The following is a 24163-nucleotide window of genomic DNA, read 5'->3' on the forward strand; positions in this document are numbered from 1 at the left end:
TCGCGGCGCTTCGCGCTTCCTTCACTTCGTTCACAAGCCAAAAACGTCTTGTTCATCTCCGCTCAGCGCCGCCCTGAGGCCGCCAATCACAGCTATTAAAGAAAAGGCGGATACTCTTGGGCGGTCAAGCTCCAATTGCTCCAACAACATAGTGACTGAAATTAAAAATGGCGCAAAAGATAGAAATGTATGTTGTTTTACATAGGTTATCTGGCGCACTCAGTGACTGCGCTGAACGCAGTTGAGAGAGACGATTTTGGCTCTCGAACGGAGTGAAGGGACGGCGAAGCCGCGCGGCGCGCGCCATGCAAGAGTTGCTGGAATGATGTTGGCATTGAGCGGCAACACTGCTCAACGAGGACAAAAGGCGCAGAGATGCAAGAGGTGGCGCCTTCCACCTCTTGCCCGGTTCCGGCACTGTGGATTAAATGCCCATTGAAGTTTTGAAACCGGAAAAATTCCTCAGGGCTTATTGACCTAAGAAATTGACCTTAAAAATTGCCATTTAAGACACTGCCTCTGGGCCAGCGCCCAGTAAGCGAAGCGCATGCAGTTGAATTTAAAGACTTTTACCCAAAAGACTTTGAATCAAAAGATTTAGAATCTAAGAAAATTGCCTTTAGATTCCAAATCTAAAACCAAAACCAAAGCCAAAGCTTTTTGCTCTCAGCCCCACGCCAGTGGGAAAAACTAATTTTGCAGGAATTTTTCCAAAAATTGTTTTGTTCTTGTTTCTTTAGGCGCCGAAAACAGCTCCTTCGCAGGGCCTTGCTCGACGATCTTCCCTTGATCCATAAAGATCGCCCTGTCTGCTACGTCACGGGCAAATCCCATCTCGTGGGTGACGATCACCATCGTGCGATGCTCTAACGCCAACGCTTTGATAGTGTTCAATACCTCACCCACCAGCTCGGGGTCGAGGGCGGAAGTCGGTTCGTCGAACAGGATAACTTCAGGGTTCATCGCCAGCGCGCGGGCAATCGCGACGCGCTGCTGCTGTCCGCCGGAAAGACGTCGGGGATAAGCGCTCTCTTTTCCGGAAAGTCCAACCTTGGCAAGCAGCTGTCGGGCGTTGGCTTCGGCCTTGGCGCGCGGCTCGCCCTTAACAATCGTCGGGCCTTCGATGATGTTTTCAAGCACGGAGCGATGCGGAAACAGATTGAAGTTCTGGAACACAAAACCGACCTGCTGACGCAGTTGGCGAACCTTGTCCTTCTGTTTACTGATTGCAATGCTGGCATCAATCTCGATATTACCCACCTTGATGGTGCCCGATTCAGGCACCTCGAGCAGGTTAATGCTGCGCAATAGCGTGGTTTTTCCGGAACCGCTCGGCCCAATAATCGCCACCACTTCCCCGGCGTTAACCTGCAGATCGATACCGTGCAGCACCGTCTGACCATGAAATTTCTTGACCAGCTTTTTCACGTCGATGGTACTCATGATGGCTCCTGATCCTGTCGGTTAACTCTATCTTCCAAACGATTCTGCAAAAACGACAAAACGGTCGCCAGCACCCAGTAAATCACCGACGCGGCAAGGTACATGGTGAACACTTCAAGCGTGCGCGAGGTCACCAGTTGCGCCTGTCGGAACAGCTCGGGAACCTGAATCGTCGCGGCAAGCGAAGTATCTTTCACCAAACCGATGAAACTGTTGCCGAGCGGCGGCAATGCAGTGCGCGCAGCCTGTGGCAATACCACGCGGCGCAGGGTCTGCCACGAATTCATGCCGATGCTGGCGGCGGCTTCCCACTGACCTTTATCGATCGACGAAATCGCCGCGCGTAAGGTTTCGGACGTGTAAGCCGCCGTGTTGAGAGAGAGGCCAATCATCGCCGACGGGATAGGATCCAGCTCGATGCCAAACTGTGGCAGGCCGTAGTAGATCATAAACAGCTGGGCAATCAACGGCGTTCCGCGAAAAATCGACACATAAAAGCGCGACAACCACGACAGCGGCCAGAAATGTGAAAGCCGCATCAGCGCCAGTAAAAATCCGAGCAGCAGGCCAAACACCATGCCCCCGAGGCTAAGCTCGAGGGTAAAAATGGTGCCTTTTAATAAAAATGGTGCTGAATCCAGCACCAGTTGTAAACTTTCTTGCATCAGGCTTCGACCTTACTTGGAGACGTCTGTGCCGAACCACTTGTCGGATATTTTCGCCAGTGAACCGTCTTTCTGCATCTCGGCAATCGCCTGATTAATGGCGGCCAGCAACTCAGGATTATTTTTACGTAACGCAACGCCTGCTTCCTGACGCGCAAACGGCTTACCGGCCACGGCCAGCGTATCGCCGGTTTTCTTGACCAGATCCAGCGCCGCGAGACGGTCAACCAGAATCGCGTTGATACGACCTACGCGCAGATCCTGATATTTTGTCGGGTCATCATCATAGGTACGGATGTCGACGCCCGGCTCATTTTGGCGCAGCCACTGCTCGTAATTGCTGCCCAGACCCACGCCGACTTTTTTACCTTTCAAATCATCAGGGGTCGAGAACTGGCCTTCGTTGCCTTTATTGGTCAGCACCTGAATACCGGAAACGGTATAAGGGGTTGAGAAATCGTACTTTTTCTTGCGCTCATCAGAGATAGTGACCTGATTGATCGCCACGTCGATACGTTTTGACTCCAGCGCGGCGAGCATGCCGTCCCATTTGGTTGGCGAAAGCTTGGCTTTTACGCCCATGTGTTGGGCCAGCGCGTCGGCAAATTCGACCTCGAAACCGGTCAGTTTGCCGTCATCGCCCTGAAAACTAAACGGCGGATAAGTCCCTTCCAGCCCGACGATGATCGTTCCGCGCTGCTTGATTTTACTGAGCACATCTTCCGACGCGGCAAAAGCATGGCTGACCATGCCTGCCGACAGGCTTATTGCTACAGCACCCAGAATAAAACGACGACGCAATTGTGAAAAAGCCATACTCACCTCATATTCGAATGTTTTTATAAACTCTCGATAGCTTCTTGAAAGATTAAAGCCTCGAGCGTCTTGTTTTCGACTGACCTGTTGCTGATTACTAGGCTGTAATATTGTCTACTGACTCGCCACGTTAGCGGCCAATCAACCGTTAACGTGGACTATTAATGAAGGAATTTTAGCATTAATAGAGTTGAATTAAGGTTATATCAACAATAGGCGATACGCCATAAAGCGCACAGCCCCACTCTTTAATGACTACAAACCCTAACGTCTACAGAAAGACGTACAACTATAAATAGGCAAACAGCGCCGGAGAGCCGCCGGTGTGGACAAACAGCACGGGGCCGTCACCCGGGATCAGCTGGCGTTCCAAACCGTCGAGCAGACCCGCCATAGTTTTGCCGGTATAAACGGGGTCCAAGAGCATCGCTTCGAGCTCGGCCAGTAATTTGATGGCTGCCAATCCCTCCTGACTTGGTTCGCCATAACGCGGCGCGAAATAGTCATCCCATAGTTCGATTTCTGGAATTTCACCCGGCAAGTCGAGCAGCTTCATCACTTCTGTAGCGATAGTCTGCACTTTAGGGCGCTGCTCTTCGGCTATACGTGACACCGTCACACCAATTAACTGAGTGGTTGGCATTAATTCACGCAGTGCCACGGCTAATCCGGCATGCGTTCCTGCACTGCCCGACGCTACAACGACGGCGCTAAAATCGACGAATCCGGCGGAGCTTTGTTCGGCAATTTCGATGGCGCACTGCACGTATCCTAAAGCACCAAGACCATTCGAGCCGCCGACCGGGACTATATAAGGGCGGAACCCTTGAGCTTCGAGCAAGGTTGCCTGTTCGGCCATTTGCGCCATCGGATCATATAACCCGTCGCACATTACAACTTCGGTATTAAATAGGTCCAGCAGCAGGCGATTACCATTGTGCAGGTAATTTTCAGCCTCGGTGCCGATTGGATTTTCCAATAAAGCTAAACATTTCAGCCCAAGTTTTGCCGCAACCGCCGCCGTTTGGCGCACGTGATTGGATTGAATTGCACCTGCGGTAATTAGCGTATCTGCGCCCTCTTCGATGGCCGCCGCTGCTAAAAACTCGAGTTTTCTCAGCTTGTTACCGCCTAAAGCCAGCGGCGTGACGTCGTCACGTTTAATATAAATATCGCGGCCGACAAAATCAGATAGGCGATTCAATCGCTCGAGCGGCGTGCTATTACCCACTAAATCAATGCGTGAAAAGTTTTCCAGCTGATGTTTAAGAATTGAAAGTGACGATGGCGCGGGCAAAGATGAAGGCACGGTATTCCTCCGGAAAGATTAATAAATAACGCGTTAGGATTATCAGTATCTGTCTATTATATCAGTGAATTAACAATCTATACGCCGATAATCTGTAACGGCGTTATGCTTAAAAGAGCTTTATATGATTAAAGCGCCGTGCAAGCTCAAAGGATATAAAAAAAGCAGGCCTTAATAAAAGACCTGCTGGTTATCTGTCGTTTAAGATACAGATTCAAGAGGCTCGCTGCCGGCCTCTATTGCAAGGCGCTGACAGGCATTTGTCTCTCCCATGCGAGATACTGATCGTATTTTCGCAGGGCAATCCGATAGTTATCCGATGCGGCCAACGGCACATCGTCCATAATACGCTGATGAATACTTTCCCCTTGCGTCCGTTCTTGAGGATAGTTGCTGGCCGTCAGGATCTCGTCGAGCCTGCGCAGTCGAACAACGTATTCACGCACCGTACTGTGGTTCATTTCGGTTTGTTTAAACAGATATTGTTTAAAGGCGACAATATCGAAATACAGTGAACGGGTGTTAAATGAAATTTCGCTGCAAAAACGACAAAGCGCACTAAGTTCCTGGGTCAAATTCTCCCACAGCGCCTCATCAATAGGCTCATCCATCTTGGCGATGGCCTCTTTATTGATGACCTGTCCGCGAAAAACGAGCGCCATCCTGTCCAAGTCTTTTCCACACTGGGAGCAGTTGGTCTGAGTATGCTTGTAATCTTTTAGATAACGGCTCAGTGGCCGAGTTTTATTTCCCGCTGGCATAATTCACTTCCAACAAATAGTGGTAATTCTCAGTAATAAATCTGGGTGGCCTCTATGTGCCTTATGTAAAAGATTTAGAATCTTTTAACCAGCTTAAACCACTACCTTAGGGTGCGACAAGTCATGATTGAGCTTAAAGCAAACGATTACGCTTATTCTACGATTGTTCTCCTGCCGCCATTCTGCATTTAAGGAAAAACAATTTTCTTTTAAAACAAGTTACTTAACATTAACATTTTGTTTACTTTGTAAATTTGTGAACATACTCACTTACTAATTGATTGCAAAATGTTAACCGCTTAGAATACCCGCTCTTGTTAAGGTTTTCTAAATGTTGAGGTAGCCGTGCATCTGTGGTGGGAAGTGATTAAAACGATTTACTGGGGTGGTTTGGGGATTGCTGCGCTGTTTACGCTGCTGGTAAGTCGCGATACGGTAAGGATCCGCCTGCTGACCTCTGGCATTATCGGCCTGACCTGGCCTATGAGTTTGCCGGTCGTGGTGATGTTTTCACTGTTCTAACGATTAGAAAATCACGATTCAAGCTTTCGCTGGCGGTCGCTCAAGAAGCCCTGCCGCCAGCCAAATTTTCTTTTTCTCTTGCTACTCTTGAAGCCTCATACCTTTTTCTTCTTTATTTTCAACCTATTGCATCACTCTTACCAGCAAGGTAAGCACCTCATAGTGTGCGGTGTGTGGGAACATATCAAATAGCTGTACTCTTTCGATGCGGTAATTCTTCAGCAGTGCAATATCCTTGGCCATCGTTTGCGCGTTGCAGCTTGAGTAAAGCAAACGCTCGGGCGCCATGTTGTCGAGATATTCACACAGTTCGCGGCCAATGCCACGCCTCGGCGGATTTACTAACACCAGCTCTGGCACGCTGTCATGCCCGGTGGCGAAGCCGGTAGAATCCAGCGCTTTAAACTCGACATTTTTCAAACCCAAACGCTCGGCAGAAATTTTGGCGCAGACAATCGCCTCGGCGCTGATTTCAATCCCCGTTAATTGAGTGTCGGGCTTGGCGCAGTGCAAACCAAAACCGCCGACGCCGCAGAACAGGTCCCACATGCTGGAGATTTCGCGCTCTGCAACCCAATCGCGCGCCGTGGCGTAAAGCGCGGCCGCCACCTGTGGGTTGGTCTGGAAGAAGCTTTGCGGACGGATAAACAGCGGCACCTGATTAAAATGCTCTTCCAGCGCCTGCTGGGAGGTTAGCGCAATTTCTCTTTCGCCTTCCAGAATCGCCATGTGTACCGGCTGAATATTGGCCGAAATCACCTGCAACGCCGGAATCTGCTGCTGTAACCAGGGTAACGCCGCGCGCAGCTGGGTCAGCTTGGTTTCAGAACGCAGCACAAAGCGCAGCATCAGGCCGCCGTTATATTCACTTTGGGTCAGCAATATATGTTTCAGTTCGCCGCGCTTGCGCGCCACGTTATAAGGCGTTAAACCGGCGCGGGCGATAAAGCTTTTAAGATGTCTGAAGATGTCGCTAAAACTGGCCGGATAAAGCGGACAGGCGCAGAGATCTACCGGCGTGCCGTCGCGATGCAGCATGCCCAGCAGCGGGCGCTCAACGCTGCCGCTCACCACCATTTTGGCTTTATTGCGAAACGCCTGCTCTTGCCCCGCCACCGGCTCGCGCCATTCCCCCACGGGTAATTCGGCCAGCAGAGCAGCAAGATCCTCCTGTTTATCGGCAAGTTGAACGGCGTAAGGTTTTTCCAGCCATTGGCAGGACCGGCAGGTTCCGGCGGTATATTGGGCGCAATGCATAAATAAGGACCGTTGTCGCTAAAGCGTATTCAAACCATGAAAAAGTTGGCGCGAAGTGTATCACCGCTGCGGGCCAAAGGCTCTTTTATCGCACGTCACGATTGAAAAAACGTCGGCTGCCGGCAGGCAAATAGATAAGGCCGAGCACCAGCAGGTCCGGCAATCTTCTTTGCAGCAGTTCGGCCATTAACTGCGGCGTGCTGTCGATGTCGAGACGAAACAGCATCGGGCCAATCCACTCTTCCGAGGCGCAAAACAGATAGATTACCGTCAATAACTGACAGCCGAAAAACAGCCGGCGACTCCAGCGACGCCCGCGCATCATCGCGTAGGCGCACTGGCATTCGAGCAATAAAATCAATAATCCGGCCAGCATGATAAAGCTGTTAAACCATGACTCGCTGCTAACGCTAAGCAGCTCTTTGATGCCAACATAACCATAGGCATCAAAGAGTAAAACGAATTCGAGCAGGCGCGTAGCAACGATTGCCGACGCGCCGACCATTACGGGAACCGGTATAAATGCCAGTTTCATACGTCCTTGTTGCCCTCTTGTTTCTTATTATTAGGTGTTTAATGCCTGATTAACGCGCCAATCAATGGCGCGTCGCTTTCTGCATATCTTTCACGCGTTGCTTTTCGGCGCGATGCATAAACCACCAGGCAATGATGCCGATAATCCCGACCACCAGCAGAATCAGCGTTGCCAAGGCGTTGATTTCTGGATTGGTGCCGAGACGCACACTGGCAAAAACCAGCATTGGCAAGGTGGTCGAGCCCGGACCCGCCACGAAGCTGGCTATCACCAAATCATCCAGCGACAGCGTAAACGCCAGCAGCCAGCCAGAAACCAGCGCAGGCGCAATCATCGGTATAGTGATAATAAAGAAGACCTTAAGCGGCGTCGCACCGAGATCCATCGCCGCCTCTTCTATTGAACGGTCAAGCTCGCGAAGACGCGCAGAGACCACCACGCAGACGTAGGCGCTACAAAACGTCACGTGCGCCAGCCAAATGGTAAACATGCCGCGCTCGCTCGGCCAGCCAAAGGTGTGCCCCATCGCCACAAACAGCAGCAACAGCGCGAGGCCGGTAATCACATCGGGCATGACTAACGGCGCGGTGAGCATGAAAGCAAAGCCCGTCGAGCCTCTAAAGCGTTGATAACGCACCATTACCACGGCGGCCAGCGTGCCTATTACTACCGCCATGCTGGCCGCGGCCGTGGCGATCGTCAGGCTCATGCTCACTGCGCTTATCATCGCCGAGTCATGAAATAGCTGGGTGTACCAACGCGTTGACCAACCCGCCCACACGGTGACCAGTTTGGAGCTGTTAAACGAGTAGATCACCAGTATGACCATTGGCGCGTAAAGGAAGGCGAAACCCAGCACCAAAATCACAATTCGCCACGGCGAGCGCACAACCGGTAACGGATTCATTATTTATCCCCCAGCGCTTTATTCTGGTATTTGTGGAACCAGATGATAGGCAGGATCAGCAGCAACAGCATGACCACCGCGACCGCAGAGGCCACCGGCCAATCGCGGTTGTTGAAGAATTCTTGCCATAGGATACGGCCAATCATGATGCTGTCTGGTCCGCCGAGCAGCTCAGGGATCACGTATTCACCCACCGCCGGAATAAATACCAGCATTGAACCAGCAATAATTCCGCCTTTGGTCAGTGGCACGATAACTTTGACAAACGTTTTAAACGGTTTTGCGCCTAAATCCAGCGACGCTTCCACCAGCGAATAGTCCATTCGGGTCAACGCGGTGTAAATCGGCAGCACCATAAACGGCAAATAGGAGTAAACGATGCCGATATACACCGCCAGATTAGTATGTAAAATAACCAGCGGCTGATCGATAACGCCGAGCCACATCAAGAAATTATTCAGCACGCCGTTGTCTTTCAGGATAGCCATCCAGGCATAAACGCGGATCAAAAACGAGGTCCACGACGGCAAAATAACCAGCAGCAGCAAGATGTTACGCGTGGCTGGCCTACTGTGTGCAATCGCCCATGCCAGTGGATATCCAATCGCCAGACAGAGCAGCGTCGAGATAGCAGCAACCTGAAGCGATTGAAGATAAGACTCGATATAGAGCGGATCATCAGTCAGCTGAATGTAATTGCCAAAGTTTAGCGCGATATCCAGCACGCCATCGGCCCAGCTCATTAAATCGGTATAAGGCGGGATGGCGCGGGCAATATCGGCAAAGCTGATTTTAAGCACGATTAAAAATGGCAGCGCGAACAGCAGCAGGAACCACACCAGCGGCAGCAGGATCACCAACTTGCGGCCGTGCGCCTGCCGAATTCTGTTGATAAAAGCGCGGCCTTTACCCGGAGGTTGCGCCTCAGGGACCGGAGAGACCATAGTCATAGTTGTTTACCTCGCCCTAAACGGTTAACACGACGCAGCTGTCGGCTTCCCAACACAGGCGCACTTCATCGCCCCACGTTGGCATACCCTTGCGGAAACGGTGGCCGTTTTGCAGCTGGGCAGTGATCATCTGGCCGCTATGCAGCCTGACGTGATAAATCGACAAATCGCCCAGATAAGCAATGTTTACCACCTCTCCCACGGCGAAATTACAGCCATCGGCGGGCACGTCTTCGCACAGCATGATTTTTTCTGGACGCAGTGCAACAAACGCCGGTACGCCGTCAATAACCGTGGAGTCAGCCGCTACTTTAAGTGGATGAACCAGGCCCGGACTGCGGATCACTAACCCTTCTTCCTGCCGCGACTCGAGCAGGCCTTCAAAAACATTTACCGAGCCAATAAATTCGGCGCTGTATTTGCTGTTCGGATGCTCGTAAATCTCTTCGGGTTCGCCAATCTGCACAAACTTGCCGCGATTCATGATGGCAATACGTCCCGCCATGGTCATCGCCTCTTCTTGATCGTGGGTGACCATCACGCAGGTTGCGCCGACGCGCTCGAGAATATCCACTACCTCAAGCTGCATGCGATCGCGGAGTTTTTTATCCAGCGCGCCCATCGGTTCGTCGAGCAGCAACAATTTTGGTCGCTTGGCGAGGCTGCGAGCCAGCGCCACACGCTGACGCTGACCGCCCGAAAGCTGGTGCGGCTTACGTTTGGCGAAATCCTGCATGTGAACCAGCGTCAACATTTCGGCCACCCGCGCCTTGATATCGGCAGAAGGCATTTTGTCCTGCTTGAGGCCAAAGGCGATGTTTTGCTCAACGGTCATGTGCGGGAACAGCGCGTAAGACTGAAACATCATGTTGATCGGACGCTGATAAGGCGGCACCTGCGAGAGATCCTGTCCGTCGAGCACAATCTGCCCGTGAGTCGGCGACTCAAAACCGGCCAGCATGCGCAGCAGGGTCGATTTACCACAGCCCGACGCACCCAGCAGCGCAAAAATTTCGCCTTTATAGATGGTGAGATTAACGTCATCGACCGCGGGCTGGCCGTCGAACGATTTGGACAAGTTGCGAATTTCCAGCAGAGGCGTCAAAGCTTTCAGGGCTTTTTCACCTTTATTCTGCGGCTGAGGGCGTGGAATTGCGTCATTCACTCAGGGAGTTCTCCGTAAAAGCAGGTGATAAACGAGTTAATCGCTGTTTTTGTTTGTTGTTCATGGATTGTTCATGAACCGTTCATGCGCCGTTCAAGGACTGTTCATCTAGTTTAGAGCATAACAGTCCAGCCAAAATTCGCCGGATTGATTACCTATTAACGAATGGAATCAGCGTGAAAGGCGAAAAGCACAGCGGCCCCGAAACTTTACGGAGCCGCTGGAGGCGCAAACAGCGTGTTGGATGCGTGCTGCTTACTTGCCGCTTTTCACTTTGGTCCACGAACGGGTGATTACGCGGTCAATCTTCGGATCCTGAACTTTCAGGGTGAAGAGCTTGGCGCGCACGTCAGCCGGTGGATAAATGCTTGGATTATTGCGGATTTCTGGTTTCACCAGCGGAGTCGAGGCCGCGTTGCCGTTGGCGTAATAAACGGCATTACTAATGCCCGCCATCACTTCCGGTTTCATCAGATAGTTAAGGAACTGATACGCTTCGTCAGTATTTTTCGCATCGGCTGGCATCGCGAAGACGTCGAAGAACGCCAGTGCGCCCTCTTTTGGAATGCTGTAGGCAATATTGACGCCATTTTTAGCCTCTTTTGCACGATTTGACGCCTGAACCACGTCACCCGCCCAACCTACGGCCACGCAGATATCGCCGTTCGCCAAGTCGTTAATGTACTGGGATGAATGGAAATAACGAATGCTCGGACGCAGCTTCAGCAGCAGATCGGTTGCCGTGGTGGTGTAATCCGACGCCTTGGTGCTGTTCGGATCAAGATGCAGATAGTTCAACACGGTGGCATAAATTTCAGCCGGTGCGTCGAGGAACGACACGCCGCAGCCTTTCAGCTTGGCGAGGTTGTCAGGATTTAATACCAGATCCCAGCTATTGACCGGCGCGTCTTTACCCAACGCGGCTTTTACTTTATCAACGTTGTAGCCAATGCCCGTGGTCGCCCACAGATAAGGAATCGCATATTTATTGTCAGGATCGTGCTGGGCCACCATTTTCAGCAGCTCAGGGTCTAGATTTTTGTAATTTGGCAGTTTGCTCTTGTCGAGCGGTTTGAACACGCCCGCCGCAACCTGTCGTTCAAGGAAGCTGGCCGAAGGAACCACCAGATCGAAACCGGTGCTGCCCGCCATCAGCTTGCCTTCCAACACCTCGTTGGAGTCAAACACGTCGTAAACCACTTTAATGCCCGTTTCCTTTTGGAAATTGGCGACAGTGTCAGGCGCGATATAATCGGACCAGTTATAGATGTGCAGCGTTTTGTCTTCTGCAGACGCAGCGACGGAAGCCGCCATCGCCACACCGGCAATTACGCCGGACAACCATTTTTTACGCAGGGTAAACATCCGTTATACCTCCAACAGGGTGAACCAATAAGGTGAGCCTACAGTGTGAACTATTATGCAAACTTACAACGTGAAGCAAGCGGGGTAGATCTTGGCAACTGAGCCAACGTGGGGAGTAAAACAGCCCTACGCTCGGTTACTTACTAGATTAGTCAAAACTTTACTAAACGGAACATTTTGTTGCCTAGTCTGGCATCTACGCCCGTCGCCTTCTATGTCCATTGCCCTCTTTGCCTTTAAAGAGACATACCGGCATTTTAAGACACCACTTATCGATTAAACGCTTGGTTTTTCGAGGTATCCTCCTCGTCCTGAGGAATCAGCAGCATAACGCTGTGAGACAGATCACACCATAGGCCTAGATGAAAAGAGGTCATTAATCGAATTTTTATGCAGTTTTGTCTATACCCTGCGCCATTTCATTATATATAAAGAGAAATAGCCCGTAACATTAGGATATATCCAGCATAAAATATGGATAAACATAAAAAAGACAGCGCAGCCATCGGAATGACTGCGCTATATGAAAGATTCTTGGTAGGAAATTCTTGGGCTGGCTGTTATGAAATTAACCAGTGAAAGCTTAGTGCGTTATGATTTAAGCCAGCTTGAGATAACGCTTTGTGTGATTAATGTGATTAGTGTGATTAATGCAGCAACGGAACATTTAGGTTAACTACCGGCGCGCCTTCTTCTTCATCGCCGAGGAACAGCAGTTCGTTGGCATGCGCTTCAAGAATAATCATCGACATTTGCTCTTCGCCCTGTTGCAGGAAGTGAGCAAACTGTTCTGGCGTGATACCTACGACCACGCTAATCGACTGACACACAATCAGTTTTGGCAGATTGTCGTCTTGAATATCGACGAAGGCTTTAACCGTTAATGAGCTGGCATTAATTTGGCTGAGATCGGCAACCAACGGGATAAGCGCCGTTGGTTTAACTTCTGCCAGCGCCGAGAACAGGATAACGCCGTCAACCAGGTCGATTTTGGCATCAAAAACGCCGTCGAAATTCTGCATGTGTGGCAGATGAAGAGCCTGACAGGAATCACACTCGAAAAATGAGATGCCCAACTGATCGAGCCAGCGTCGAAGTAACGCCAAATCAGGGACGGTGAGTGAATCCATATAAGCAGCCTCAGTGTGTCGGAAAGCTCGATGACAAATCGAAAAATTTCGGAACTTGAAAATGGGGTTACGCGCCGCAGCCGTAATCGGACATTTTAAGCGAATGTTCAAGAGCCACAGCTTACGGAAATTTCCCTATAAGCGCCACGATCAATGCCGAGATTAGTCTCTATTCGCTTAAAATATAGGTGCTTCAGCCACAAAATTCGGCATTTGGCGATTTATTGATCGCTTCAATGCTTTGATGTCGGCTGTTCATTTACAGGTAATGCCTGACATAAGTGCTAGCCACCGGATTTGAGTTTAAAGCCAGGCTTGGCGCGATGTTCAATGTAATCAATCATCATGCCCGCAATATCAAGACCGGTGGTGGTTTCTACGCCCTCAAGACCCGGCGAGGCGTTGACTTCCATCACCAGTGGGCCACGTGCCGCGCGTAAAATATCAACGCCCGCGACATCAAGGCCCAGCGTTTGCGCCGCGCGAATTGCCATCTCTTTCTCTTGGGCAGTAATAGTGACTTTACTTGCCGTGCCGCCACGATGCAGATTGGAGCGAAATTCGCCCGGCTTAGCCTGCCGCTCGATGGCAGCCACCACTTTTTTACCGACCACCAGACAGCGAATGTCACTGCCGTTGGCTTCGCGGATATATTCCTGCACCAAAATATTGGCGTTCAGGCAGCGAAAGGCATCGATAACACTTTCTGCCGCCTGACGCGTTTCGGCCAGTACCACGCCGAGCCCCTGCGTGCCTTCGACCAGCTTCACTACCAGCGGCGCACCGCCGACCAGAGCAATGAGATCGGCGGTATCGTCGGGAGAGTGAGCAAAACCGGTGATCGGCAGGTCAATTCCGGCACGGCCAAGCAGCTGCATTGATCGCAGCTTGTCTTTGGCTCGGGTAATCGCTACCGATTCGTTTAACGGAAAGCTGCCCAACATTTCAAACTGGCGCAGCACGGCGGTACCATAAAAGGTAATGGCGGAGCCGATACGCGGAATGACTGCCTCATACTTGTCTAACTGTCGCCCGCGATAATGCACGCTCGACGCCGAACAGTTGATATTCATATAACAGGAAAGCGGGTCGATGATATCGATTTGATGTCCTCGAGACTCCCCTGCTTCTTTTAAACGCTTGCACGAATAAAGAGTTCCGTCGCGCGACAGTATGGCAATTTTCATCAGACACTCCGTCGTCTGTCAGCGGGTAATCCAGCCTTGTTTATGCAATGCAGCCAGCATAAAGGGACGCTGCTCTTTTTTCAGCGTGCGCACAATCAAATCACTGAAATTATCGCGGCGGGCGTTGCTATCGCGGCTTGCATAATAGGCTTCAAGCTCGGCGTCGTATTCTGCCAACTGCTCTTTATCCAGCGGCTGATAGGCATTTTCATGCACCAGCATGGTTTGCGGCATGCGCGGTTTAAATTCGTTTACGTGCTCTGGATGGCCGATACAGAAACCAAACAGCGGCATGACGAATTTAGGCAGATTCAGCAGCGCGACCACATCTTCTACGCGGTTACGAATTCCGCCGATAAACACGCCACCCAGCCCTAATGATTCGGCAGCGGCCATGGCATTTTGCGCCATTAACGCGGTATCTACACAGCCCAGCAGCAGCTGTTCGGCGAGGCCCAGCTCAGCTTCGGGATTGATTTGCTGATTGCGATTGAAATCGGCACAAAACACCCAAAACTCGGCGGCGCTCTCAACCCACTGTTGCCCACCGGTATATTCCACCAGCGTTTTACGCAGGTTTTCATCGGTGATACGAATAATAGAGGAACATTGCAGGAAACTTGAGGTAGACGCAGCCTGTGCCGCGCCGATAATCGCTTCGCGCTGTTCGTCGGAAACAGGTTGGCCGGTAAAAGAGCGCACCGAGCTGTGGGCGCGAAGAAGGTCAATCGTTGGCGTCATAATAAGGTTCCTTGGATTAAATTTGGACAAAGTGGAAAGTCCGAAAGCAGGCAATAATTCCTGTTCGTTGCCGCCATTGCAAGCGCGGCCGCACTAATTGACCCCCTGTTAACGTCCTTTCATTCTGTGAGCGGGTTAACAGTTAATCGAAGCGTGCTTTTTTCGTGCAGATAGGCACAGCACATCAAAGCGACAGGTAAATCCTACTTTTTTTTCATCTTTCGAGCAGGCATAGTACCCCCAAGCATTGAGAGCTATGCGCTAAATATAAAAATTCTGCGATACTTATCTCAAATTTACAAAATCCTGGCTTTCAGGTATCAAAAAATCTAAGGAGTCTCCATGTTTGCAGTAATTTTCGGGCGTCCTGCGTGTCCATATTGTGTTCGTGCAAAAGAGTTGGCTGAGAAACTGACTGAAGAACGTGATGATTTCAACTTCCGTTATGTTGATATCCATGCGGAAGGTATCAGCAAAGCTGACCTTGAGAAGACTGTCGGTAAGCCGGTTGAAACTGTGCCACAGATTTTCATCGACCAGAAACACATCGGTGGATGCACGGATTTCGAGGCATATGCCAAAGAGAACTTGGCACTTTATCAATAAGAATTGAATCTTAGATTTAGAATCTAAGGGCAATTTTTTTAAAGGCGGATTTGGATTTTAAATTCAAATTCGCTTTTTTTATTTCAAAATTTCTTTTTTAAGTTTAAGTTCAAGTTTAACTTCAACTGCATGCGCTTCGCTTACTGCGCGTTGCTGAAGCTTGACCGAGCATTAACGGTTTTTTAAATTCAAAAGCATGCGCTTCGCTTACTGCGCGGCGGCGCAGACCGCCTCAAGGATGTTCCTAAGCGAACACCCTTAAGAATCCCGCGCTTTTTTTCCACAGCTGTAACTTGAGGACTACATTCGTAGATCTTTCCAGTTGCCGCAGCGTGTGGCGTAGGTCGCGCGGCTTCGCCGTTCCTTCATTACGGATTTGAGCCAAACACGTCTCAAATCACTCCACTCAGCGCCGCCCCGATCCCGCCAATTACAGCCTCAAAAGAAAAACCGATAACTCTTAGGCGGTCAAAAGCCGATCCCTCAAACGATAAATTTTAGGTTGAAGGACCGGACCTTGACCGCCTAAGAGTATCTGCCCTTGCTTTAAATGTTGTGATTGGCGGGATCAGGGCGGCGCGGAACGGAGTTGAGAAAGACGTTTTTGGCTTTCGAGCGAAGTGACGGAAGCGCGGAGCGCCGCGACCTACGCCACACACGGAGGTTTCTGGAAAGATCTCCCGTTTTAGTCCTCAAGTTGCAGCTGTGGAAAAAAAGCTTGGGATTCCAAAGGGGCGAGCGACTGCGCCTCTTTGGGCGGTCTGCGCCGCCGCGCAGTAAGCGAAGCGCATGCAGTTGAACTTGAAGTTGAAGTTGAACTTGAAGTTGACCTAAAAATTTGCCTTTAGATTTCTAAAATCTAAAACGTAAAAGGTTTCGTTAAACCCCATTTCCCTTATAATTAGGAAATTTTTGGAAAATCAGGAGTTCCCGTGATAGGAAAGACAGGTAAAATCGTTTTGGGTAGCATGGTTTGTGTGGTGTTCGCGATGGTCGTCCTCACTCTCGGCATGACCTATATCTACCCGACCTGGATGCAACGCACCACCCCAGAAGCCTGTGCCGATGTCACCGCGCAAAACGCGATGGACCTTGTCACCCGCGATTTTATGCAGAACAAATTGCCAAATTGGGGTAACGATAAAGATAACCTCGGGACCCAAGTTCCAAGCCTGTCGTTTATCTCAGATAACGTGAAAGATAATAAAGGGACCTATGAAGTGCCGTTTACCGCACGCGGCCCCGCCGGTACGCTGAAATATGCTGCCCACCTCAACTGCACCAATAAATATATTAAATACGATACTATCGATCAGTAATGCTCGAAGGTTGATAGTTGATAGTGATAGTTCAGAATCAATGATTCATCGTCGATAGCTCACATCGTCTTTCACTACGCCGTCGCTCGACGGCGTAGTGCTTTTCATCGTTTAACGTTATCTCTTTGCCTTTATTTAAGGGCCTTGGCGGGCAGTTGGCTCCAATAAGTTCCAGTCAATGGCATCGGCATAAATTGCTGGTACATCTCGTTGAGGGTTTGCTGCGGATCCAGCGAGGCAAATAGCTGCGGATAAAACGCTTTGGCAAACACTTCAACATCAATCAAATGAAACGGGCTGAGGTAAAAGGTGTGCCACACGCTGTGCGCCCTGCCGTTTTGTACGGCGCTAAGACTAGATAAAACAGGCTGTTGTGCCATTATTTTTACAAAGCTGGACTGCGCCTGCTGTGCGCTCACTAAAGGACCAAGCTGGAGATCGTCAGGTTTTTCAGGCCCTGACATGCCGGTAGTAATATAGACGTCAGGGTTAGCGATGATGACTGATTCAGGGTTCATTTCTCCATAAACGCTCTTAAATGCCTTGGCGGCAATGTTGTCGCCCCCGGCAAATTCAAGCAGGTCCGCCAAATTGCCGTGCGCTACAGTCGTGCAACAACTTTCACGACGGCCCAGATGCAGTTGCAACATTACCGTCGGCTTTTTCCCCTGATAGGTCGCCAGCGTTTGCGCAATATGATTCATATGTTGCTGATAAAAGGCGATAAATTTCTCGGCTTTTTGCTGGGTGTTAAACACTTCTCCCAGCAGACGCAGGCTTGGCACCGTGTTATGCAGCTGATCGACACGCAAATCGACATAAATAAATGGGATACCGGCGCGCGTAAGCTGCGTTTCAATCGTGCCTTGATCGGTGGATTGTTTTGCGTAACGCGGGAGGATCACTAAATCAGGTTTCAACGCGAGAATTTTCTCCGCGCTCATCTGATTAAAACTGTTATTGCCGAGCTGAGGAATGCTGGCCGCGTGCGGATAAGCTTTGACATACAGCGGCCAGTTTTGCGGATCATAATGCGGTAAATCGCCGGGCCAACCGACTACGTGCTCGGTCGGGTCGCCGCTGTCAATGAGCGCCAGCGTATAGAGCATGCGGCTTTCACCTAACAAAATACGCTGTGGATGATCGGGGATTTCGACCTTGCGCTGGTAAATATCGACCACCGTTTTGGCCTCGACAGGAGAGATCATCGCCGCGCCACTCATGGCTATCGCCATCCACATTGCCCATCTGTATAAACGCATAAAGCCTCAAGACTTATTGTAAAGCCTCGGATGATATTGATTATCGTTACTTAGTGCAATCGATGGGGGGCGTGCTGTCGCCCTCGCCTAAGGTTCGTTGCATGAGAATAGTGTTAAGCCAGCGACCATGTTTAAAACCGACGCCGGTTAATTGCCCGATAACAGTGAAGCCCAATGATTGATGCAAACGTAACGAGGCGATGTTTTCGCTATTGCCGATAATTACCATCATTTGCCGCCAGCCGCCGCGCTCGGCCCTGTCGATAGCTTCAGCCATCAATCTTTTACCCAGCCCTTTGCCCTGCTCTCCTTCTGCTAGATAAACGGATCCTTCGACGGTAAAACGATAGGCGTAGCGTGGACGATAAGGCGATAGATAACAGTAGCCTACTACTTTTCCTTGCCGACGTGCGACCAGATAAGGCAGTCCTTTGCTCAACACATTGCGACGGCGCAGCAGCATCTCGTCGAGCGACGGCGGCTCTGTTTCGAAACTCGAACAACCGTGAATCACGTGTTCGGCATAGATTGCCTGCACCTGCGTCATATCCGCCTCGCTGGCGTCGGCAAGTTCAATCTCTTCATCGGTATAACGCACTGCTAACATAGAAGTTTCTCGGCGAAAAAAACCAAATGGTTGTGCGATTTAACCTAAATCAGTGCGCTGGATTTTTCAACACGCATTTAGCGCTAATTACTGCACTTCCAGCAATCCTCGCAACTATAAGAAAATCTGATTATGTGATGTGAAACTCCTCTTTGCTTTGCATTATTCTTCCCCCTTATGATTGATAGCAGGCTAAGACCAGAAAAATTTCTGCTTTACGCTGCCACACCTCGTTGTTTTTCCTCATTTTGCCGTAGAGCAAGGTTTATGACTGATACCGCTATTGCTTCACCGTTGACTTTTAAACGCTCGTTATTGGCCGTGCTTGGACTCGCGCTGGTGTTGATGCTTTCTGCACTGGATCAAACGGTGATTGGCAACGCCATGCCCTATATAGTGGCCGATTTGGGTAATTTCGACCTTTACGCCTGGGTCGCCACCAGTTATCTGCTGACCTCGATCATTACCGTGCCGATTTTTGGCCGCCTCGGCGATTACTATGGCCGCAAATATTTTGTGATTGCCGCCACGGTGCTTTTTACGATCTCTTCTGCGCTGTGCTCGTTTGCCGGCAGCATGCAGATGCTAATTTTGTGGCGTGCGGTGCAGGGAATCGGCGGTGGAATGCTGGTCGGCACGGCGTTTGCCTGTATTCCGGAGCTGTTCCCCGACACTCGTCAACGGCTGCGCTGGCAGATTTTATTTAGCACCGCGTTTAGCATCGTAAACGCGCTCGGCCCAACGCTCGGCGGTATTTTGACCGAACAATATGGCTGGCGGTCGGTATTTTACCTCAACCTGCCACTCGGCCTGCTGGCCTTGGTCGTGTCGTGGATTTATCTTCCTTATTTCAAACCCGCTAAAAAGGCCGCCATTCGCCTTGACTGGTTGGGAGCTTTACTGATTATGTGCGTGCTTGGCAGCATGCAGCTGCTGGCCGAATTTCTGCCCAGCAACGGCTCCTCGTTTACGCTGATTGGCCTGCTGCTGGCCTGCGGATTAAGCGCCGCGCTGCTGATTTTCCAACAGCGTCGGGCGCATTCGCCTATCTTGCCGCCTTCGCTATTTGCCATCGGTCCGGTTAAACAGCTGTTTATCATTTCGGTGCTGATTGGCGCGGTGCTGTTTACCTTACTGTACTTTATGCCGCTACTGTTTCAGGGTGGCTATGGTTATTCGCCGAAACAGGCCGCGTGGCTGGTTACACCGATGGGCGTGAGCATTACCATCAGCGCGATTATCAATGGCCGAATCGTGACGCGCATGCGTAATCCGATGCGCCTGCCGCAGATGGGATTTTTAGTGGCCGCGACCGCCTGCGCCCTACTCGCGCTCATCGGCAGTAAAGGACATTTTGGCACGTTGATGGGCCTGATGATGATGGCGGGCATCGGTATCGGTTTCATTCTGCTTAACGTAACAATCTTTATTCAGACGCTGGCACCGCGTGAGTTTCTCGGCATCGCCACGGCGCTGACTCAGTCTTTGAGGTTGGTTGGCGGATTGCTTGGCACGGCGTTGACCGGCGCGGCGGTAACAAAATGGTACAACGTTCACGTCGGCGGCGCGTTGCAGCAGGCCAATTCGGCGGAAATTCCAGAGAATGTTCAGCAGCATTTTGCCGATCCGCAGGTACTTTTGCAGCCGGTTGCCCCTGTTTTCGCTGCTTATTACCCATTGGCACGCGAAGCAATGGTTAATGCTATCGACATCGGTTTGGCGGTGTGTGCAGTGTTGGCTTTGCTGGCTTTTTGGCAATCTACCCGCCTGCCGTTGATTCAATTTCCGGGCGTGGCGCTGAAAGATAAGAAAAGCCGTAGTTAAGTTGAGTAAAAAATGCGTTATGTCTGAGTTTTTTAACCTTTAGCGGCTACACTGGAGAACACTTTCCTCAGAGGGACCCAAAAGTAATGAAAAGACTCACGCAACAAGACATGACGGAAAGCGAGCAACGCGAGTTGAAAACGCGGCTTGATAGGGCGAGAAAAGCCCAGGGACGGGAGCTGACCAACTCCGAGAACAATCGCACCAAAGATGAATATATTGATGAATTGATGGCGGAAAAAGAAAAAATCGCCAGCAAAGCGCGCGCAGAAAAACGCCGAGCCAAAGCCAACGCCACGCCAAGCACCTCGGCAACTTATGACTGGACGGCGAGAACGCATCCACGGGGGAGACGATAAGTTTTAGTTTTTAGATTTGAAAATCTAAAGGCAAACTTTTAGGTTCAAATTCAACTTTAACTTCAACTGCATTCGCTTCGCTCAATGGGTGGCGCTGAGGCTTGACCGAGCCTTGGCGGTCTTTGAATTCAACTGCATTCGCTTCGCTCAATGGGCGGCGCTGAGGCTTGACCGAGCCTTGGCGGTCTTTGAATTCAACTGCATTCGCTTCGCTCAATGGGCGGCGGCCCATACCGCCCAAAGGCCCGCAGTCGCTCGGGCCTTTGGAATCCGAGCTTTTTTTCCATAGTTGCAACTTGAGGACTACATTCGTAGATCTTTCCAGATGCCTCAGCGCGTGGCGTAGGTCGCGGCGCTCCGCGCTTCCCTCGCTACGCTCACAAGCCAAAAATGTCTTGTTCATCTCCGCTCAGCGCCGCCCTGATCCCGCCAATCACAGCCTCAAAACAAAAACCGGATACTTTGAAGCGGTCAAGGGCCGATCGCTCAGGCTTGGTTTTATGTATCAGCAATATCAGAAATAAAATCAGGGAAAACTCGGTTGTGTATTAAAGAAAACTCAGTTGATTAACACCCCAAATAGTAAAGATAATTCGGTAAAACAAAGTATTAATTCAGTTTGAGCGATCGGTCCTTGACCGCCTAAGAGTTATCGGTTTTTCTTTTTAGCTATTATTGGCGGGATCGGGGCGGCGCTGAATGGAGTGATTTGAGACGTGTTTGGCTCAAATCCGTAATGAGGGAACGGCGAAGCCGCGCGACCTACGCCACGCGCTGTGGCAACTGGAAAGATCTCCCTTTCTCGTCCTCAAGTTACATCTGTGGAAAAAAAGCGCGGGATTCTCAAGGGTGTTCGCTTAGGAACATCCTTGAGGCGGTCTGCGCCGCCGCGCAGTAAGCAAAGCGCATGCATTTGAATTTAAAGACCGCAATGGCTCGGTCAAGCCCAGCACCGCGCAGTAAGCGAAGCGCATGCAGTTGAGCTTGAGCTTGAACTTGAGCTTGAGCTTGAGCTTGAGCTTGAGCTTGAAATTAAATTTGAAATTAAAATCAAAAAACCATTTTTTGAATTTATAAATCATAAATATTGATTTCTAAAAGCTCACCACTCTCTTTAGGGTTAAAAAGCAGCCGTCTTCTGCCAAAGACCCATAAGGAGTTAGAAATGAGCATTCAATTTATTGGGATGATCGGCCATCGATTGGCGTCGGAAATCATTCCAGCCACGGGACCTATCTTCGACAAACAGTACATCGCCGATTTCGCCAAAGCCCACGAAAATGCCGGATTCGACAGGATATTAGTAGGCTACGCCTCCGATCAACCCGACGGGTTTTTAGTCACCGCCCACGCTGGTGCGCATACCTCACGCATCAAATTCCTGCTGGCGCACCGGCCAGGATTCGTCGCACCCACCCTTGCGGCGCGTAAATTTGCCACCCTCGACCACCTGCTCGATGGCCGCCTTGCCGTGCATATCATCAGCGGCGGCAGCGATGCCGAGCAGCGTCGGGACGGTGATTTCGTGGCCAAAGACCATCGCTATGCGCGCACCGAAGAGTTCTTGCAGGTGATTAAAAAAAGCTGGTACGCCTCTCAGGGTTATGATCACAAAGGCGAATTTTATCAGGCGGAAAATGCCTTTTCGCACATCAAACCCCATCAAAGTCACCTGCCCGTGTACTTTGGCGGATCCTCGGATGATGCCATCCGCGTGGCGGGAAAACATGCCGATGTCTTTGCGCTGTGGGGCGAACCCCTTGCCAGCGCTGAAGAAACGGTTAAGGCTGTAAAAGCAGAAGCCGCACGTTATCAACGAGATATCGGTTTCAGTATCTCCTTCCGTCCGATCATTGGCCGCACCCAAGAAGAGGCTTGGGCCAAGGCGGAAGCTATTCGAGCCAAGGCAAAAATTCAGATTGAGAAAAGTGGCTATCACTTTGGCGCGCCAAAACCACAAAGCGTGGGGGCACAACGCTTGCAAAAGGCTGTCGAGCTGGGCGACAGGCTCGATGATAATCTGTGGACCGGCATTGCGGCGCTGGTCGGTGGTGGCTACAACTCTACGGCGCTCGTCGGCACCGCCGATCAGGTTTCCGATACCTTGCTCAAATATTATGAACTCGGAATTGAGACCTTCTTGATTCGCGGTTTCGATCCGCTCAACGACGCCATCGAATACGGTAAAGAACTTATCCCGCTAACACGTCAAAAAATCGCCGCTCGCCAGCAGGCCACTGCTCAGCATCAACTTCCTGAAGCGCATGCTCAGTGGTAAGTGCAGTAACTCTTTCAATTAACTCTTTTTCAATCTACACGAGAACATAACATGAAAATCTTACCGCTCAGCCTGCTGGTATTGACTCTTGCCGCCAGTTGGCACAGCGCGACGGCGGCGGAGGTGACTCTTCGCGTTGCCGATCAAAAAGGAAATATGCGCGCACAGCTTGAGGCGGCAAATAAATTACAAAATTTGCCTTATAAAATCGAATGGTCTGAATTCCCGGCCGCCGCGCCTCTTGCCGAAGCATTGAACGCGCAGGCGGTAGACGTTGGCGTTATCGGCGATGCCCCTTTATTGTTTGCAGAAGCAGCCGGTGCGCAGGTTAAAGCCTTGGTAGTCGATAAAACCGATGCTTACGGTACGGCGCTGATTGTCCGCCCTGACAGCCCTGTTCACACCGCTGCCGATTTAAAAGGTAAAACCATCGCCACAAACAAGGGTTCGATTGGTCACTTTGTTGCCCTCAAAGCACTCGCCTCGGCCGGTTTAACCAGCAAGGATGTCACTTTCCGCTTCCTGGCCCCGAGTGACGCCAAGCTGGCGCTAATCAGAGGTGACGTCGACGTGTGGGCCACGTGGGAACCTTACACCGCCTACGCTGAAACGCAGGATCATTTACGCGTGGCCATTAACGGGCGCGGCTTACGTTCCGGTAACACGTTCCTCGCTGCAACGGACAGTGCGCTGCAAAACTCAGCCAAGCGCGAAGCTATCAAGGATTATATCCAACGTCTCACCGACGCGCAGGTATGGGCTTATCAGCATTTGGATGCTTATAGCGTAACGCTTTCAAAAATAATCGGTTTTCCTCCGGAGGCGACGAAGCTTTCGTTTGGGCGTAGTGAAGCGCATTGGGAGAGGGTTGATGCTAAGACTGTTGAGCAGCAGCAGGAAACAGCGGACTTTTACTACAAAGTGGGTCTTTTATCGCAAAAGTTTGATGTAAAAGGGAGTTTTTCTGAGCTTTAACAAGCTCACAGTTTTTAGATTTTGGAAATCTAAAGGCAAATTTTTTTTGAATTAAATTTTTGAATTCAAATTCAAATTCAAATTCAAATTCAACTGCATTCGCTTCGCTCAATGGGCGGCGGCCCATACCGCCCAAAGGCCCGCAGTCGCTCGGGCCTTTGGAATCCGAGCTTTTTTTCC

Annotated in this window: 25 protein-coding genes; 7 read left to right on the forward strand and 18 right to left on the reverse strand. The window is 50.7% G+C overall.

Features of this window, described 5'->3' with window-relative positions:
- Positions 1 to 690: 690 nt before the first annotated feature.
- The 5 genes from tcyN to fliZ all read right to left on the reverse strand — a co-directional run bounded on the left by tcyN (position 691) and on the right by fliZ (position 4994).
- The gene (gene tcyN, locus SC206_RS04720) at positions 691 to 1443 is read right to left on the reverse strand and encodes an L-cystine ABC transporter ATP-binding protein TcyN (protein ID WP_332734686.1); all 753 of its coding nucleotides are present in this window, start codon (positions 1441 to 1443) and stop codon (positions 691 to 693) included.
- Positions 1440 to 2108 (reverse strand): cystine ABC transporter permease, encoded by a 669-nt coding sequence (tcyL, locus tag SC206_RS04725; RefSeq protein WP_332734688.1) that lies wholly within the window; start codon positions 2106 to 2108, stop codon positions 1440 to 1442. Before tcyL ends, tcyN begins: the two co-directional genes overlap by 4 nt.
- 12 nt (positions 2109 to 2120) lie before the next feature.
- Complete coding sequence (gene tcyJ / locus SC206_RS04730) at positions 2121 to 2924, reverse strand: cystine ABC transporter substrate-binding protein (RefSeq protein ID WP_332734690.1); 804 nt, start codon at positions 2922 to 2924, stop codon at positions 2121 to 2123.
- Positions 2925 to 3213: 289 nt separating this feature from the next.
- Positions 3214 to 4197, reverse strand: a complete 984-nt coding sequence (locus tag SC206_RS04735) for a D-cysteine desulfhydrase (RefSeq protein WP_332734787.1) — start codon at positions 4195 to 4197, stop codon at positions 3214 to 3216.
- A gap of 272 nt (positions 4198 to 4469) precedes the next feature.
- Entirely contained in the window at positions 4470 to 4994 is a 525-nt protein-coding gene (gene fliZ / locus SC206_RS04740) for a flagella biosynthesis regulatory protein FliZ (protein ID WP_332734691.1), read from the reverse strand.
- A 345-nt stretch (positions 4995 to 5339) separates the two neighbouring features.
- Between fliZ and SC206_RS04745 the strand changes: the two genes are divergently transcribed.
- Positions 5340 to 5516 (forward strand): GhoT/OrtT family toxin, encoded by a 177-nt coding sequence (locus tag SC206_RS04745; RefSeq protein WP_332734693.1) that lies wholly within the window; start codon positions 5340 to 5342, stop codon positions 5514 to 5516.
- 123 nt (positions 5517 to 5639) lie between these two features.
- On the opposite strand, the gene rlmC is transcribed toward SC206_RS04745, so the two are convergent.
- From rlmC to nfsA, 9 genes are all read right to left on the reverse strand, one after another.
- Positions 5640 to 6773, reverse strand: a complete 1134-nt coding sequence (gene rlmC / locus SC206_RS04750) for a 23S rRNA (uracil(747)-C(5))-methyltransferase RlmC (protein WP_332734695.1) — start codon at positions 6771 to 6773, stop codon at positions 5640 to 5642.
- Between the two features lie 85 nt (positions 6774 to 6858).
- Positions 6859 to 7308: a YbjO family protein gene (locus SC206_RS04755; RefSeq protein WP_332734697.1), complete on the reverse strand. Its 450-nt coding sequence runs from the start codon at positions 7306 to 7308 to the stop codon at positions 6859 to 6861.
- Positions 7309 to 7369: 61 nt separating this feature from the next.
- Positions 7370 to 8215, reverse strand: coding sequence for a putrescine ABC transporter permease PotI (potI, locus tag SC206_RS04760; protein WP_332734699.1), 846 nt, complete (start codon positions 8213 to 8215; stop codon positions 7370 to 7372).
- Positions 8215 to 9165: a putrescine ABC transporter permease PotH gene (potH, locus tag SC206_RS04765; RefSeq protein WP_332734701.1), complete on the reverse strand. Its 951-nt coding sequence runs from the start codon at positions 9163 to 9165 to the stop codon at positions 8215 to 8217. Before potH ends, potI begins: the two co-directional genes overlap by 1 nt.
- 16 nt (positions 9166 to 9181) lie before the next feature.
- The gene (gene potG, locus SC206_RS04770) at positions 9182 to 10330 is read right to left on the reverse strand and encodes a putrescine ABC transporter ATP-binding subunit PotG (RefSeq protein ID WP_332734703.1); all 1149 of its coding nucleotides are present in this window, start codon (positions 10328 to 10330) and stop codon (positions 9182 to 9184) included.
- A 255-nt stretch (positions 10331 to 10585) separates the two neighbouring features.
- Positions 10586 to 11695, reverse strand: a complete 1110-nt coding sequence (gene potF / locus SC206_RS04775) for a spermidine/putrescine ABC transporter substrate-binding protein PotF (RefSeq protein WP_332734705.1) — start codon at positions 11693 to 11695, stop codon at positions 10586 to 10588.
- A gap of 647 nt (positions 11696 to 12342) precedes the next feature.
- A complete protein-coding gene (locus tag SC206_RS04780; RefSeq protein ID WP_332734707.1) occupies positions 12343 to 12825 on the reverse strand; it encodes a YbjN domain-containing protein in 483 nt (160 codons plus the stop codon).
- Between the two features lie 284 nt (positions 12826 to 13109).
- Entirely contained in the window at positions 13110 to 14012 is a 903-nt protein-coding gene (rimK, locus tag SC206_RS04785; protein WP_332734709.1) for a 30S ribosomal protein S6--L-glutamate ligase, read from the reverse strand.
- Positions 14013 to 14030: 18 nt separating this feature from the next.
- Positions 14031 to 14753 carry an oxygen-insensitive NADPH nitroreductase gene (nfsA, locus tag SC206_RS04790; RefSeq protein ID WP_332734711.1) on the reverse strand — a complete coding sequence of 241 codons (723 nt, stop codon included), beginning with the start codon at positions 14751 to 14753 and terminating at the stop codon, positions 14031 to 14033.
- A gap of 342 nt (positions 14754 to 15095) precedes the next feature.
- Between nfsA and SC206_RS04795 the strand changes: the two genes are divergently transcribed.
- Positions 15096 to 15359: a GrxA family glutaredoxin gene (locus tag SC206_RS04795; protein WP_332734713.1), complete on the forward strand. Its 264-nt coding sequence runs from the start codon at positions 15096 to 15098 to the stop codon at positions 15357 to 15359.
- Between the two features lie 932 nt (positions 15360 to 16291).
- Positions 16292 to 16678 carry a YebF family protein gene (locus SC206_RS04800; protein ID WP_332734715.1) on the forward strand — a complete coding sequence of 129 codons (387 nt, stop codon included), beginning with the start codon at positions 16292 to 16294 and terminating at the stop codon, positions 16676 to 16678.
- Positions 16679 to 16809: 131 nt separating this feature from the next.
- Here SC206_RS04800 and SC206_RS04805 read toward each other — a convergent pair whose 3' ends face one another.
- Entirely contained in the window at positions 16810 to 17913 is a 1104-nt protein-coding gene (locus SC206_RS04805; protein ID WP_442976031.1) for an ABC transporter substrate-binding protein, read from the reverse strand.
- 73 nt (positions 17914 to 17986) lie between these two features.
- Complete coding sequence (locus SC206_RS04810; RefSeq protein WP_332734719.1) at positions 17987 to 18547, reverse strand: GNAT family N-acetyltransferase; 561 nt, start codon at positions 18545 to 18547, stop codon at positions 17987 to 17989.
- Between the two features lie 267 nt (positions 18548 to 18814).
- On the opposite strand from SC206_RS04810, the gene SC206_RS04815 reads away from it, so the two are divergent.
- Together SC206_RS04815 and SC206_RS04820 are read left to right on the forward strand one after the other, a co-directional pair.
- Positions 18815 to 20371, forward strand: a complete 1557-nt coding sequence (locus tag SC206_RS04815) for an MFS transporter (RefSeq protein WP_332734721.1) — start codon at positions 18815 to 18817, stop codon at positions 20369 to 20371.
- A gap of 86 nt (positions 20372 to 20457) precedes the next feature.
- Positions 20458 to 20730, forward strand: a complete 273-nt coding sequence (locus SC206_RS04820) for a DUF3811 domain-containing protein (protein ID WP_332734723.1) — start codon at positions 20458 to 20460, stop codon at positions 20728 to 20730.
- A 10-nt stretch (positions 20731 to 20740) separates the two neighbouring features.
- Here the strand turns inward: SC206_RS04820 and SC206_RS04825 are convergent, their stop codons facing one another.
- Positions 20741 to 21133 carry a hypothetical protein gene (locus SC206_RS04825; RefSeq protein WP_332734725.1) on the reverse strand — a complete coding sequence of 131 codons (393 nt, stop codon included), beginning with the start codon at positions 21131 to 21133 and terminating at the stop codon, positions 20741 to 20743.
- Positions 21134 to 21587: 454 nt separating this feature from the next.
- Positions 21588 to 21812, reverse strand: a complete 225-nt coding sequence (locus SC206_RS04830; RefSeq protein ID WP_332734727.1) for a hypothetical protein — start codon at positions 21810 to 21812, stop codon at positions 21588 to 21590.
- An 83-nt stretch (positions 21813 to 21895) separates the two neighbouring features.
- On the opposite strand from SC206_RS04830, the gene SC206_RS04835 reads away from it, so the two are divergent.
- The gene (locus SC206_RS04835) at positions 21896 to 23008 is read left to right on the forward strand and encodes an LLM class flavin-dependent oxidoreductase (RefSeq protein ID WP_332734729.1); all 1113 of its coding nucleotides are present in this window, start codon (positions 21896 to 21898) and stop codon (positions 23006 to 23008) included.
- Between the two features lie 51 nt (positions 23009 to 23059).
- Positions 23060 to 23983 carry an ABC transporter substrate-binding protein gene (locus SC206_RS04840; RefSeq protein ID WP_332734731.1) on the forward strand — a complete coding sequence of 308 codons (924 nt, stop codon included), beginning with the start codon at positions 23060 to 23062 and terminating at the stop codon, positions 23981 to 23983.
- Positions 23984 to 24163: the final 180 nt, after the last annotated feature.

This window comes from Rouxiella sp. T17 (genome assembly GCF_036663475.1).
Taxonomy (GTDB): domain Bacteria; phylum Pseudomonadota; class Gammaproteobacteria; order Enterobacterales; family Enterobacteriaceae; genus Rouxiella.

Excerpts from the sequence above, each read along its gene's own strand:
- tcyN (WP_332734686.1), bottom strand. The coding sequence starts at position 1,443 with ATGAGTACCATCGACGTGAAAAAGCTGGTCAAGAAATTTCATGGTCAG.
- tcyL (WP_332734688.1), bottom strand. The coding sequence starts at position 2,108 with ATGCAAGAAAGTTTACAACTGGTGCTGGATTCAGCACCATTTTTATTA.
- tcyJ (WP_332734690.1), bottom strand. The coding sequence starts at position 2,924 with ATGGCTTTTTCACAATTGCGTCGTCGTTTTATTCTGGGTGCTGTAGCA.
- fliZ (WP_332734691.1), bottom strand. The coding sequence starts at position 4,994 with ATGCCAGCGGGAAATAAAACTCGGCCACTGAGCCGTTATCTAAAAGAT.
- rlmC (WP_332734695.1), bottom strand. The coding sequence starts at position 6,773 with ATGCATTGCGCCCAATATACCGCCGGAACCTGCCGGTCCTGCCAATGG.
- SC206_RS04755 (WP_332734697.1), bottom strand. The coding sequence starts at position 7,308 with ATGAAACTGGCATTTATACCGGTTCCCGTAATGGTCGGCGCGTCGGCA.
- potI (WP_332734699.1), bottom strand. The coding sequence starts at position 8,215 with ATGAATCCGTTACCGGTTGTGCGCTCGCCGTGGCGAATTGTGATTTTG.
- potH (WP_332734701.1), bottom strand. The coding sequence starts at position 9,165 with ATGACTATGGTCTCTCCGGTCCCTGAGGCGCAACCTCCGGGTAAAGGC.
- potF (WP_332734705.1), bottom strand. The coding sequence starts at position 11,695 with ATGTTTACCCTGCGTAAAAAATGGTTGTCCGGCGTAATTGCCGGTGTG.
- SC206_RS04780 (WP_332734707.1), bottom strand. The coding sequence starts at position 12,825 with ATGGATTCACTCACCGTCCCTGATTTGGCGTTACTTCGACGCTGGCTC.
- rimK (WP_332734709.1), bottom strand. The coding sequence starts at position 14,012 with ATGAAAATTGCCATACTGTCGCGCGACGGAACTCTTTATTCGTGCAAG.
- nfsA (WP_332734711.1), bottom strand. The coding sequence starts at position 14,753 with ATGACGCCAACGATTGACCTTCTTCGCGCCCACAGCTCGGTGCGCTCT.
- SC206_RS04795 (WP_332734713.1), top strand. The coding sequence starts at position 15,096 with ATGTTTGCAGTAATTTTCGGGCGTCCTGCGTGTCCATATTGTGTTCGT.
- SC206_RS04805 (WP_442976031.1), bottom strand. The coding sequence starts at position 17,913 with ATGGCGATAGCCATGAGTGGCGCGGCGATGATCTCTCCTGTCGAGGCC.
- SC206_RS04810 (WP_332734719.1), bottom strand. The coding sequence starts at position 18,547 with ATGTTAGCAGTGCGTTATACCGATGAAGAGATTGAACTTGCCGACGCC.
- SC206_RS04815 (WP_332734721.1), top strand. The coding sequence starts at position 18,815 with ATGACTGATACCGCTATTGCTTCACCGTTGACTTTTAAACGCTCGTTA.
- SC206_RS04820 (WP_332734723.1), top strand. The coding sequence starts at position 20,458 with ATGAAAAGACTCACGCAACAAGACATGACGGAAAGCGAGCAACGCGAG.
- SC206_RS04825 (WP_332734725.1), bottom strand. The coding sequence starts at position 21,133 with ATGAACAAGACATTTTTGGCTTGTGAGCGTAGCGAGGGAAGCGCGGAG.
- SC206_RS04830 (WP_332734727.1), bottom strand. The coding sequence starts at position 21,812 with ATGATTTATAAATTCAAAAAATGGTTTTTTGATTTTAATTTCAAATTT.
- SC206_RS04835 (WP_332734729.1), top strand. The coding sequence starts at position 21,896 with ATGAGCATTCAATTTATTGGGATGATCGGCCATCGATTGGCGTCGGAA.
- SC206_RS04840 (WP_332734731.1), top strand. The coding sequence starts at position 23,060 with ATGAAAATCTTACCGCTCAGCCTGCTGGTATTGACTCTTGCCGCCAGT.